This window comes from Photobacterium sp. GSS17 (assembly GCF_028621875.1).
In the GTDB taxonomy this organism is placed as follows: Bacteria; Pseudomonadota; Gammaproteobacteria; order Enterobacterales; family Vibrionaceae; genus Photobacterium; species Photobacterium ganghwense.
In genome coordinates, this window is record NZ_CP117518.1 from 211,032 (window position 1) to 222,915 (window position 11,884).

An 11,884-nucleotide genomic window follows, 5' to 3' on the forward strand; every position below is an offset into this window, starting at 1 on the left:
GTTTGACCGGAGAGGTGCATAGTCATGCTCGATGCAGAGATTTCTATCTTAAATATCATGAATTTTAATGCGATGTGCTGAGGTTGTTGGAAATGTAATGGTTTTGTTATTGTGTCGATGTGGAAATTAAACATGGAATGTCTATGAAAGCACTTGAAGCAAATTTTGATGGGTTGGTTGGCCCAACTCATAACTACAGTGGTCTGTCGTTTGGTAACGTAGCCTCGGCAAAAAACCAGGCTAACCCATCGAATCCGAAAGAAGCGGCCAAACAAGGTTTGGCGAAGATGAAAGCGCTGTCGGATCTGGGAATGGTGCAAGGCGTACTCGCGCCGCAAGAGCGTCCGGATGTTTATACTCTGCGTCGCCTTGGCTTCACCGGCAGTGATCAGGATGTGATTACTGCGGCGGCCAAACAAGCGCCTAAAGTATTGGCGGCCTGCTGTTCGGCATCCAGCATGTGGACGGCAAATGCTGCAACCGTATCTCCTTCGGCAGATACCGCTGACGGTAAAGTTCACTTCACGCCAGCAAACCTGACAAACAAATTCCATCGCTCAATTGAGCATGAAGTGACTGGCCGTATTTTGAAAGCGACGTTTGCGGATGAAGGTCACTTTGTCCACCACCCAGCTCTACCGGGTGTGGAGCACTTTGGTGATGAAGGCGCAGCAAACCATACTCGCTTTTGCCACGAATACGGCGAGCAAGGCGTTGAATTCTTTGTCTTTGGCCGTCACGCGTTCGACAGCCGTTTCCCGGCACCACAGAAATTCCCGGCTCGTCACACCTTTGAAGCGTGTGAAGCCGTTGCGCGTCTGCACCAACTGCATGATGACAAAGTGGTAATTGCCCAGCAAAATCCATCGGTGATTGATGCCGGCGTTTTCCACAACGACGTTATCGCTGTGGGTAACAAGAATATTCTGTTCTGTCACGAGCAGGCGTTCCTGAATCAACAAGCAGTGTACGATGAACTTGGCCTGAAACTGGGCGGTGATTTCAAAGTGATTGAAGTGCCGACCAGCGCGGTTTCAGTTGATGATGCCGTTACTAGCTACCTGTTTAACTCGCAACTGCTGGCGATGCCTAACGGTGATAATGTTCTGGTTCTGCCGGAAGAATGCCGCAATAACCAGAATGTATGGGCATACATTGAGCAACTGCTGGCAGAAAAACGCGGCATTGACGCAGTGAAGGTCTTTGACCTGAAACAGAGCATGGCAAATGGCGGTGGCCCGGCGTGTCTGCGCCTGCGTGTTGTTCTGAACGAAGCGGAGCAGGCTGCCGTTAACCCGAATACTTTGATGAACGATACCTTGTTCGCAACCCTGAATGATTGGGTGGATCGCAATTACCGCGATCGCCTGGTTGAGGCGGATTTGGCTGATCCACAGCTGTTGGTTGAATCCCGCACGGCACTGGACGAACTGACCCGGATTCTTGGCCTGGGTGCAGTGTACCCGTTCCAGCGCTAGTTCCTTTCTTTGCTTCCTGTTATGCAGCCCCGACGGGTTTTCTGTCGGGGCTTTTTTCATTCTGCTCCGCTTGATTCAATAACGGCTTTAACGGTTTGCTGGCGGGACCATCCCTGTTGTTTCAGAGGTTGTATATCAGCCACCCGGCTGATCAGATAATCTTTGAAGTTTGCACAGCGAGCCGGCATGTATTTGCGTGGTTTGAAATAGAGATTAAGCTCAAACTGGCTACTGACATAGTTTTCCAGAATGGGGGTCAGGCGTTTGAGCTCCAGATCCCGCTTTATCAGGCTGTAGGGCAGGTAAGCAACGCCACCACCGGCAATGGCAATGTTTCGCAGGATTTCACTGTCATCCGCTTCGACCGTCTGGGGTATCTCGACGGAAGAGTATTCTCCGTTTTGCTCGAAGATCCAACGGTTCCCGCCCACCAGAGTTGTCGCATAGAGGCAGTGATGATGTTTCAGATCATCGGGGATGACAGGTTTGCCGAATTTTTCGATGTAGGCCGGGGCGCAGCAGGCCATCAGTGGCTCTTTAAGTAACGCCCGCTTGACCAGTAAACTGTCTTTATCCTGAAATCCGCGGTATGTGGCATTGGCTCGAATGGCGAAATCTACGTCATGCACGTGATCCACTTCAAACGCGGTTTCCAGTACGACGAAATTGAGTGACGGGTGCTGCTGAAGATATTCACCGATGATTTGGCTGAGGTAATGCTTGGCAAACAGCGGCGTGCTGGCAATTTTGATTGTGCCGCGATCTTCGCTGCTCATGTTCTGAACTTCATTGAATACGTCATCAATTTCGGTATGTAGCAGACTGAACCTGTCATACAGACGCTGACCTGCCTGGGTTGGGGTAATTTTGCGTGTTGTCCGCTTTAGCAGACTGACCCCCATCCCTTCTTCCAGCTCGTTGAGCCAGCGACTGGCGGCCGATGCTGACATATTATTCAGCTTGGCGGCCTCACTGATCGAGCCCGTGCGCACCACATGTAGAAAAAAAACAACCTTGTCCAGCATGATCAATCCTGATTCGCCGCTTCCTTTGTCCTTTTATAGCAAACCTGAAAAAAGAGAACCACGAAAGAACGATGACAGTTGCATATATTCGCAAAGGAGAATTGCAGCAATGTTGGTAATCATTTTGCATGGCTCAACTACAATAGGGACATACAGTGAGTTGTGGTACCCGACGCAACTGTAGTCGCTATTGCAAATACCATTATGTATCTGTTTGGCGTTTTTCAGTTTGGTATTCAGAAAGGGGAAGAAATGATGCTAAATAACAAAGTCTGTATTGTCACCGGTGGGGCGCAGGGGATTGGTCGCTGCATTGTAGAAACATTTGCAAAACACGATGCATTACAGGTGTATGCTTGCGATATGAATGGGGCTGCAATGGCTTCGCTGGAAGCCAAGTATCCGAATGTTACTGTGGTGGAGTTGAATGTCTGCGACCGGGCGTCCATTCAGCAGTTTGTTGAAAAGGTAAAAAGCGAACATGGCAGAATTGATGTACTGGTCAATAACGCAGGGGTAACGCGCGATAACCTGATTGAGAAAATGACCGAAGAAGAGTGGGATTTTGTCTGTGACGTGAACCTCAAAGGGGTGTTCAATATGACGCAGGCGGTTGCACCGGTCATGATGGAAAATGGCGCAGGTTCTATTGTTACTATGTCCTCGGTCGTGGGTACTGACGGCAATATTGGTCAAACCAACTACGCGGCGACTAAAGGCGGTGTGATTGCAATGACGAAAGGCTGGGCTAAAGAACTGTCACGTAAAGGGGCGCAGGTCAGGGCGAACTGCATTGCCCCAGGGTTCATCGAAACACCGATGACCGTTGATTTGCCGGAAAAAGTGCTGCACTACATGCGCAGCAAAACGCCTCTGGGGCGTATGGGCAAGCCGGAAGACATCGCTAATGCTGCGCTGTTTCTGGCAAGTGATAACTCGGCGTTCATTACCGGTCAGACGCTGAAAGTCGATGGTGGCCTGGTGATTTAATCGTATTCAATTCATACAGCGATTCTGTTGTATGTTTTGAGTCAGCAAAGCCGATCTCAGCAGGTACCATGTCAAAGGTCATCATTTATGATGGCCTTGCTTATTTTTGTATCACCGCAAATTCTTGTCTTGTCTTGTCTTCTGCCTGAACGACTTCTGGGCTAGTCCATCTTATGGATGATCTGAATATCTCCTCTTGGTTTGGGGGCGGCCGCCTGCGTATTTGATTGCTGTTTTCTATTCTCGGCCCAGAAAGCCATGCCTCGTTGTCAATTTTCTGCTACCTAATTGTCATCCATTCTGTCATTTTCTGTCACATAGCGTCCCTAGTATGGCTTGCGAACCTTGCTGGACTAGTCCAGTAAAAAACGGTCAGTAAGCCTTAAAATAAAAGGATGTAAGAATGTCTACGAAAACAGAGCAGCCCGGCACGATTCTTTCTCTCACTATGCCACCCGCAGTGCCTCCCTTCGCTTCCCCCTCGTTTGAAACACTGCCAATGAAAAAAGTCGTCGCTTTACTCATGTCAGCGTTGTTAGTGGCAGGCTGTAACGACAATGATCATGTCGATAACGGTGGTAAAGAAGGCAATACCGATTCAGGCAGTGGTGAAGTGATTGAGCCACCGGCGGTGGTGATACCTGCGCCCGAGTCGGATACCGCTGTCACCTTTACGATCCATCCGTATTTGCAACAACCGTCTGCTGATCATATGGCGGTGTTGTTTGAATCAGAGGAGAGTAAGCTGACCGTCTGGGTACGGCCTGCCGGTAGTCAGGGGGAATTCCAGATTGCTGAACCTGTTGCCGTGGACCAGACCACACTTTACAGCGCGTCTCTGACCGGGCTGAAGGCAGATACGTTGTACGAGTACTATGTGGTTGCAGGTGAAGGCGGGATTACCGCGGTCTCTCCCCGTTATGCGTTCAAAACGTACCCCGAAGCGGGGCGGACACCGGAAGCGTTTAATGTAATCGCTATCAGCGATACACAAAATAACAATACGCTGGGGGCATTGAGCGATCTGGTCAGCAAAGGGATTGTCGCCCATGTTTGTGCCAACGAGGCTGAGCAGTGTGCATCGAATATTGCCGCGATCACTATCTCTGGTGACATTGTTAATAACGGTGAAAGCTTGTTGCAATGGCGTCGGGATTTCTTCGACCAGCTTAAAGCGATTACGCCGTATGTCCCTTTGGTTGCTGTGCCGGGCAACCACGATTATTACGGCAACCCTGAGCTGTCGAATTACCGCCATTTTTTCCAGCAGCCTGAAAACGGCTCGATGGGATATGAAGAGCAGTGGTATTTCCTGGATTACGGCAACTTACGGATGATTGGCCTAGATAGCTACCCAATCTCAAAAAATCACGGCAAATTCCAGGCGGAGATTCTTGGGATTCAGCGCCAGTGGTTGCGCGAACAATTGGCGGCCACGGAAACAGATAACAACGTAGACTATGTCGTTAGCATGTTCCACCATCCGTGTTTGTCGGAATTGTGGCTGTCCGGGGAAAGTATTGGTAGTTGTGAAATGGTGGCGGAGATGGAAGATTTCACCCGTCGCAGCGGTAAGATGTCAGGCCACTTCTTCGGTCACACGCATGCGTACTCCCGTGGCCAGTCAATGGATACCAACCACCTGTGGCTGAATGCGGCCACCGCAGCGGGATACAGAGAAAAAATCAACGATGATAACTATTACAACAAAGATACCCGAGATTATGACACCTTTGCCATCAGCCAGAGCGAATTTGGTTTTAACCTGCTGACATTCAATCAGCAACAGGAACCGTCTATTTCACTGACCCGTTACAGTGCGGAAGTGGCGTCGAAAGGAGAGGGACTGGCCAGCCTAAAAGAGACATTCACAGTGTCAGATACGCTGACCATGAAACGTGCCTCGGTGGATGCACCGCAAGTGCTGGAAGGGAACGGTAACGTTGCTTTCAATAATATGAAGTTGGCGATTACTCACCCGCAAAGTGATGGTGTGTATGAAGTGCAGTGGCAGTTGAGCAAAGATCCAAGTTTCGAACAGGATGTGTTTGATATCTGGGGGAATAAGACTCGTCGTCACAACATCTGGCCAATGCAGGATGGCACCATTCAGGGGATGCCAGTGGATACTCAGGCGGGCGTTGATCTGACCCGAATTGACCTGGCCGACTTTTCCGGCAAGGTGATGATGGGGGGGGATGAATCGTATAAATGGCAGAAGCGGGCTTCTGAGTATTCCCATGATTCTTATCGTGATCCGTTCAACGGCAGCTCTGCGCCAGTACTAACACTATTCCCGGGCGAAACCTGGTATTGGCGAGCCCGAGTTCGAGATGAACACCTGAGCTGGTCTGAGTGGAGTGACAAGGCAACGCTGGCCATTGCCGCTGGTTCGACATCATCGCTGAACATGGAAAATGCCGGAGCTGAACTGAATGCTCTGACAGGCTGGTCGGTCGATATGGGATACTGGCGCGTAGCATCGGATATGGACGATATTCTTGCTAGTGAAGGCACCTACTATTTCAGTGCCCGCCCGAATAACAACGCCGCCGGCGGTGATCCTTACGATGAAATGAGCCAGATCATCGATGTCAGCGGTTTCAATGATGCCATTTCCCAGTCGGCAGCTTTTGTCCGACTAACCTTCAGCAGCAATGGCTGGGGCGACGGGGATCATGCGGTTGTTACCCTGCAGCCGCAAGACAGTCAGGGAGCAACTGTCGGAGAGCCTATCGTGGTGAAAACCCTCAGCCGCAAGCAGCAATGGCTCGATAATGAAGCGGTCGGGTTGCTGCCGACAGGCACTGACAACCTAAAGCTAACGGTGCGTGCGGTAAAATTGTCGGGGAACATGGCTGATGTGCACCTGGATAACTTCCGTGTGTCATTGACCACACCATAACCTTGGTGATTAATCACGCTTTTTTGCGCGCAATATGGCCTCAAGTGATTCATATGTATATTGAGCTTTTTATTGACGGCTAGCGTCGCTTATCAGGCCCCCGGTAATTGCCGGGGGCTTTTTGCTGATGACAGTATGCAGATTTCTGTTACTCTCAGAATCTCCCCGATTATTGAATGTGCAATTTTGTACAAAACAAATCGTCATGATTGCGATATGTTGATAACCAGGGAAAATCATCAGAGAGTGCCATATGCAGCCACGAAAAAATCAGGTCAATTATTCAGATGTGGCTGAACTGGAAGGGCTTGAGTTTCTCAATGCGCGCTACATCGAGCAGACATTTTCCAGGCATTCCCACGAAGGTTACACCGTCGGCGTTATCGAACACGGTGCGCAGGGGTTTTACCGAACTGGGGGTGAACATACCGCGCCACAGAACACCATTATTTTGGTTAATGCCGATGAAATTCACAGTGGCTATTCGGCCACTGAGGGCGGCTGGGCTTATCGCGCAATGTATCCTCTGCCGGAGCATTTTGTTCAGCTGAGCCGGGATTTAGGGATGCCAGAATATGGCGCACCTTATTTTCCTGAACCTGTCGTGAAAGACGATGTTCTGGCAGCCCATCTCAAGCAGGTGTTTGACGTTCTGGAGGTTTCAGACAACCCCTTACAACGGGAAACGCTGGTGTACTCTGCCCTGAGCAGTCTGATGCTGCGTCACGGTCAATCCCGGTTGTATGCCGCACCTGCCAAGGCTTCTGAACAGGCGTTGTCACAGGTCAAATCCTTTCTCGATGAGTATGCAACCTGGAATGTGACGTTGGCAGAGCTGGCACAATTAGCAGGCATGAGCCCTTTTGGCTTAGTGAGAGCGTTCAGCAAAGCCTTTGGTTTGCCGCCTCATGCGTATCAGATCCAGGTGCGGTTGAAACGCGCAAGAACCATGCTCAAGCATGGCTTGCCGTTGGCGGACGTTGCCGTTGAATCCGGCTTTCATGATCAGAGCCATCTTCATCGTCACTTTAAAAAGGCGATGGGGATAACCCCCGGCCAGTATGTAAAAGCGAACCGTCATTAAAAATTATAAAAGTAAGGAGTTTGTGTGGAAAAAGACGGAATATTAACGATGGAAGTGGGATCGAACCGCTTACAACAAGCAGCGCAGGGCGCATTGGCTATTTCCCCATTGAGTATTGCGGTGGTGCCCTGGGGGATCCTCGCCGGATCTTTTGCTGTGGATGTCGGGCTAAATCCGCTGGAAGGGCAGGCCATGTCTGCCATCTTGTTTGCGGGGGCGGCACAGTTGGTGGCCATGGGGATGATTAAAACCGGTGCGAGTCTGTTCAGTATGCTGGTGGCCATTTTCTTTGTGACGTCGCGCCATTTCTTATACGGGCTGGCGATGCGGGATCGGATCAGTCCGCTGAATGTTCGTTGGCGGGTGGTGCTGGGGTTTCTGCTGACCGATGAGCTATTTGCCGTGTGTGCCAATCAGGATAAGGCGCGGTTTGACCCCTGGTACGCGCTGGGGGCGGGACTGAGTTTTTATCTGATCTGGAACGCGGCCACGTTTGCCGGCATTGTCGCCGGAACCAACATTCCGTCGCTGAATGAATACGGTCTGGAGTTTGCCATTGCATCGACTTTCATCGCCATTGTGATTCCGACGCTGAAGAATGTGCCCATGTTGTGCGCGGCGCTGGTGGCATTGATTCTGTCTGTGATGATGAGCTATTTCGGCATTGAAAGCGGGTTGGTGATTGCTAGCTTGGGAGGAATGCTGACGGGGTATCTGCTGGAAACACGGAGGGTACAGCCATGATTTTTCTGACGATAATTGCGCTAACGGCCGTGGTGTTTCTCAGTCGGTATCTGTTTCTCGAGCCGTCATTACCGCTGAAAATGGGGGCAAATGCTCAGCGGTTTCTGAGTTATGCCAGCCCTGCGGTGCTGACCGCGATCTGGGGGCCGATTGTCTTTATGCCTAAAGGAGAGCTGGTACTAAGCGACAACGCTCCGTATCTGCTGGCTGCCACGTTTGCCATTTTGTTGGCATGGAAAACAAAGAACGTGCTGGCGACGGTATTGACCAGCATGGGGATCTTTCTGGTATTAAAGCTGTGGCTGTTCGCGTCTTGAAATGCGGCGTCTGAGTCGGGGCGAATCACGGAAAAACAGTTGATCCTCGCAAAACCGTTTTTTACGTAAATCAAGGCTGCGAATCCTCGCAGCCTTTTAGTGTGCTCATTGGGTGTGTGCTCAGGTCAAATGATCATGTTGAGCGGTAGCCTGTGCGGGATGGTTGAACAACCGCCACGCTGATCAAATGGTATCCGTAGGGTTGAGGTTGAGCACGCTGTCGCGGACAACAAGGGTCGGCTCCAGCTGGATAACGGTATTGGTCGCACGTTTACTGTGGATCTTATCCAGCAGTGTATCCACGGCTTGTTGCCCCAGCCGATGTTTAGGCTGGTGAATGGTGGTCAGTGACGGCGTGATGTACTTCGCCAGCTTTATGTCATCGTAGCCGACGATAGATAAATCCTCCGGCACCTTGATGCCTTTTTTATTGGCCGTGTTAATCACGCCCATTGCCATCATGTCATTACAGACAAACAGAGCGGTCGGTAATTCGCCCCGCTCAAAGACCTCATTAAAAGCCAGCTCACCACCTTCGCATTCGAAGTTGCCGGAGGCGATCCACTGCTTATTGATTTCCAGCCCGGCTTCTTCCATGGCCTGAATAAATCCGGACAGACGTTGTTGTGCCGGAAGTTTATCCAGCGGGCCGGTCAGGCAGCCGATTCGGGTATGGCCCTGTTCGATTAGGTGGCGGGTCGCCAGATACCCACCATGATGGGAGTTGTCCTGAATTTTGTCGCTCGGAAAATCAACCGGCCCCCAGTCCATTACAACGGTCGGCACCGGCTGATGGCGGGAAAACGGATCAAACACACTGCCTTCCATTTCGCTGCACATCAGCAGCAGGCCATCGACACGCTTTTGCAGCAGGGTATCGAGATTGTCATGCATTCGATCCAGATCCCCTTCGGTGTTACAAAGGATCAGGTTATATCCCTGTTGGTAACAGCGACGTTCAACGCCCTTGACCACTTCACCGAAAAACGGGTTGGTTGAGGTTGTCAGCAACATCCCGAAGGTACGGGTATGGTTGACCTTAAGGCTGCGCGCCAGCGCTGAAGGCGCATAGTTGAGCTCTTCAACCGCCGCCATCACACGTACCGAAATGTCTTCACTGACAAAGCGGGTTTTATTGAGAACGTGGCTGACGGTGGAGGTTGAGACTCCGGCGTATTTTGCTACATCTTTTATGGTCGCCATGGTTTCCCCTGTGTGCTGACTCCCTGAACCGTGCCCGTCAGGCACGGTGACATCCTTGTTGCTGTTACTGGTGTTCCATCAGAAAACGCTCAACTTCGCGACGATGCGGAATTGAGGTCTGCGCGCCGAAACGGGTGACTGAAATAGCCGCGGCCGCATGGGCGAAGCGGATGGCTTCTTCCATCTCACGCCCTTCCTGCAGTGCCGTCAGCAGTGCGCCATTGAAGGTATCACCGGCGGCGGTGGTGTCTTTGGCATCCACCCGAAAGCCCGGTACCTGGCGGCCTTTGCCGTTGTCACTCAGCCAGACGCCTTGGCTGCCAAGCGTGATCATCACCTGTTTGATCCCTTTGGCATGCAACGCATCGGCAGCTTGCTGAGCGGTGGTGACGTTGTCTACCTTAACTCCGGTCAACAACTCTGCTTCCGTTTCGTTAGGCGTAATCATATCAAGGTGTTGCAGTAAGTCATCAGAAAGTGGTTGCGCCGGAGCCGGGTTGAGCACTACACGTGTGCCTGCCTGCTTGGCAATCTTGGCGGCCGCTTCGATGGTTTCCATAGGCGTTTCCAGCTGCATCAGCAGGGTATCTGCCTGCTCAATCAGATGATGATGGGGAGCCAGACGCTCTGGTGTCAGGCAACCGTTGGCTTCCGCTGAGATACAAATGCTGTTCTCGCCGGTGGCGGCGACTTGAATCATGGCAATGCCGGTTGGCATATTATCTTCAATCATCACTGCTTCGGTATTCATCCCTTCGCGGGCGAACGTGTCGCGCATCTGGTGGCCAAAGCTGTCGTCGCCGACACAGGCAATAAACGCAATATCCGCACCCAGACGGGCTGCCGCGACGGCCTGGTTTGCCCCTTTTCCTCCCGGAATCACACAGTAGCTGTGGCCATGCAGTGTTTCGCCCGGACGAGGGAAAGATGCAACCTGAAGAACATGGTCGGCGTTCACACTGCCTAATACGACAAGTTTATTCATTGTGGAACCTTTTGAAATTTAACGGCCAAAATGTATGGCTTAACATCTGCTTGAAGAAGCTGCTAAGCAATGCAGACTGGACAAACGGGCGTTGATCCTGAGGGCTTTCAGAGGTTGTCAGCGTTCCGGTGTATCTTCGCAAAAAGTGAGGAGCCTGATTTATGGGGAACTGACTCGTGTTTCTCCCCTGACGAGGGTGACAGGGGGAAACACGGGTTATCAGGCTCCGGTTTTTTACTTGATTGATGACTGAATTTATTACTCAGCAATCACTTTCAGTGGTACCGGAATATTCGCTTCCACTTTTTCGCCTTTCAGCATCTTATCTGCAGTCTCCACACCCAGCGCGCCAATCAGATCAGGCTGCTGAGCGATAGTCGCACCCAGTTTGCCGCGTTTTACGGCAGCGATACCGTCATCAGTACCGTCAAAGCCAACGATCAGCACTTGTTTACCTGAAGCCTGTACCGCACGCAGGGCACCCAGAGCCATTTCGTCGTTCTGCGCAAAGACGGCTTGAACATTCGGGTTCGCTGCCAGCATGTTTTCCATCACGTTCAGACCTTTGGTACGGTCGAAGTCAGCAGGCTGACTGGCCAGCAGTTCCATGCCGCTGTTATCTACTGCGTTCATGAAGCCTTGGCCGCGCTCACGGGCTGCTGATGTCCCGGCGATACCTTCCAGCTGGATAACGCGAGCTTTCTCGCCCACTTTTTCCATGATGTATTTACCGGCCATTTCACCACCGGCAACGTTATCAGACGCGATATGGCTGACAACATCACCACGGCTTGCACCACGGTCCAGCGTCAGTACCGGGATGTTAGCACGGTTAGCCATACGGATAGCATTTGACACGGCATCAGAGTCAGTCGGGTTGATCAGGATGGCTTTCACGCCACGCACTGTCAGATCTTCCACGTTCGACAACTCTTTGCTTGGATCGTTTTGTGAATCAAGAACAATCAGGTTATAGCCCAGTTCCTGCGCTTTCGCTTCAGCACCTTCTTTCATGGTTACAAAGAACGGGTTGTTCAGGGTGGAGACGACCATTGCCAACGTATCCTGTGCGGCAGCGGTTGTGCTGAATGAAGCAGACATCACTGCGGCAGAGATCAGGGTTGCTAACTTTTTCATTCTGTATTCCTTTCTA

10 protein-coding genes are annotated in these 11,884 nt (G+C 51.4%); 6 read left to right on the plus strand and 4 right to left on the minus strand.

Going from position 1 to position 11,884, the window contains the following annotated elements:
* Window positions 1-143: 143 nt before the first annotated feature.
* Window positions 144-1,478 (plus strand): N-succinylarginine dihydrolase, encoded by a 1,335-nt coding sequence (astB, locus tag PGW97_RS17365; RefSeq protein ID WP_217393296.1) that lies wholly within the window; start codon window positions 144-146, stop codon window positions 1,476-1,478.
* 56 nt (window positions 1,479-1,534) lie between these two features.
* Here the strand turns inward: astB and PGW97_RS17370 are convergent, their stop codons facing one another.
* Entirely contained in the window at window positions 1,535-2,503 is a 969-nt protein-coding gene (locus PGW97_RS17370; RefSeq protein ID WP_047884773.1) for a LysR family transcriptional regulator, read from the minus strand.
* Between the two features lie 255 nt (window positions 2,504-2,758).
* Here PGW97_RS17370 and PGW97_RS17375 point away from each other — a divergent pair, with 255 nt between their 5' ends.
* From PGW97_RS17375 to PGW97_RS17395, 5 genes are all read left to right on the plus strand, one after another.
* Entirely contained in the window at window positions 2,759-3,493 is a 735-nt protein-coding gene (locus PGW97_RS17375; protein WP_047884888.1) for a beta-ketoacyl-ACP reductase, read from the plus strand.
* 403 nt (window positions 3,494-3,896) lie between these two features.
* Window positions 3,897-6,398 carry a purple acid phosphatase family protein gene (locus PGW97_RS17380; protein WP_273860257.1) on the plus strand — a complete coding sequence of 834 codons (2,502 nt, stop codon included), beginning with the start codon at window positions 3,897-3,899 and terminating at the stop codon, window positions 6,396-6,398.
* A gap of 253 nt (window positions 6,399-6,651) precedes the next feature.
* Complete coding sequence (locus PGW97_RS17385) at window positions 6,652-7,482, plus strand: helix-turn-helix transcriptional regulator (protein ID WP_273860258.1); 831 nt, start codon at window positions 6,652-6,654, stop codon at window positions 7,480-7,482.
* Window positions 7,483-7,530: 48 nt separating this feature from the next.
* Window positions 7,531-8,226 carry an AzlC family ABC transporter permease gene (locus tag PGW97_RS17390; protein ID WP_047884772.1) on the plus strand — a complete coding sequence of 232 codons (696 nt, stop codon included), beginning with the start codon at window positions 7,531-7,533 and terminating at the stop codon, window positions 8,224-8,226.
* Window positions 8,223-8,543, plus strand: coding sequence for an AzlD domain-containing protein (locus PGW97_RS17395; RefSeq protein ID WP_047884771.1), 321 nt, complete (start codon window positions 8,223-8,225; stop codon window positions 8,541-8,543). The genes PGW97_RS17390 and PGW97_RS17395 overlap by 4 nt, the downstream gene beginning before the upstream one ends.
* 183 nt (window positions 8,544-8,726) lie before the next feature.
* Here PGW97_RS17395 and PGW97_RS17400 read toward each other — a convergent pair whose 3' ends face one another.
* From PGW97_RS17400 to rbsB, 3 genes are all read right to left on the minus strand, one after another.
* Window positions 8,727-9,746 (minus strand): substrate-binding domain-containing protein, encoded by a 1,020-nt coding sequence (locus tag PGW97_RS17400; protein WP_047884886.1) that lies wholly within the window; start codon window positions 9,744-9,746, stop codon window positions 8,727-8,729.
* Window positions 9,747-9,810: 64 nt separating this feature from the next.
* Window positions 9,811-10,731 (minus strand): ribokinase, encoded by a 921-nt coding sequence (gene rbsK, locus PGW97_RS17405; protein WP_273860259.1) that lies wholly within the window; start codon window positions 10,729-10,731, stop codon window positions 9,811-9,813.
* A gap of 258 nt (window positions 10,732-10,989) precedes the next feature.
* On the minus strand, window positions 10,990-11,868 hold the full coding sequence (rbsB, locus tag PGW97_RS17410) for a ribose ABC transporter substrate-binding protein RbsB (protein WP_047884769.1): 879 nt from the start codon (window positions 11,866-11,868) through the stop codon (window positions 10,990-10,992).
* Between the last annotated feature and the right edge of the window lie 16 nt (window positions 11,869-11,884).